This window comes from Paludisphaera rhizosphaerae (assembly GCF_011065895.1).
In the GTDB taxonomy this organism is placed as follows: domain Bacteria; phylum Planctomycetota; class Planctomycetia; order Isosphaerales; family Isosphaeraceae; genus Paludisphaera; species Paludisphaera rhizosphaerae.
Map to the genome: position 1 here is coordinate 1 of NZ_JAALCR010000097.1, position 526 is coordinate 526.

The window sequence follows — 526 nt, forward strand, 5'->3', positions numbered from 1 at the left end:
GACCGCATCAGAAAGCTCGCCGCCGACTCCGCCTGGATCGCCCGGATTCGGGCCCGGCTGTCGGACCTGGGCTGGTTCATGAAGTGTCTGAAGGAGCCGCTCGCGCGCCGGGCCAATCGCGAGGACGGCTGCACCGGGGCGTTCTGGGAGGGTCGATTCCGCAGCGTGCCGGTGCTGGACGAGGAGGCCCTGCTGGCCGTGGCCGCCCACATCGACCTGAACCCCTTCGCCGCCGGGGCCGCGCCTACCCCCGAGGCCGCCGAACACATCTCGCTGCGCGAACGGCTCGACCACGCCCGGGCTCAGAACGCCGCCGACAGCCTCCGCGACGATCTCTCGATCCGCACCGACGACTCGCGTCACGAAGATGGCCTGTGGCTCTCGCCGACCAACGACCGTGGCGTCCGAGGCGGCCGCTACGGCCTGGCCGCCGGCTACACCCTGGCCTGCCACCTGCGCCTGATCGACGCCGCCGCGCGGATCGACCGAGCCGGCAAGAGAAGCCTGCCGCGCGACGCCGCCCCCA

Annotated in this window: 1 pseudogene; it reads left to right on the forward strand. The window is 72.6% G+C overall.

Annotated features, from left to right (window positions below):
* Positions 1 to 526, forward strand: a pseudogene (locus G5C50_RS32145) (hypothetical protein); the annotation flags it as partial.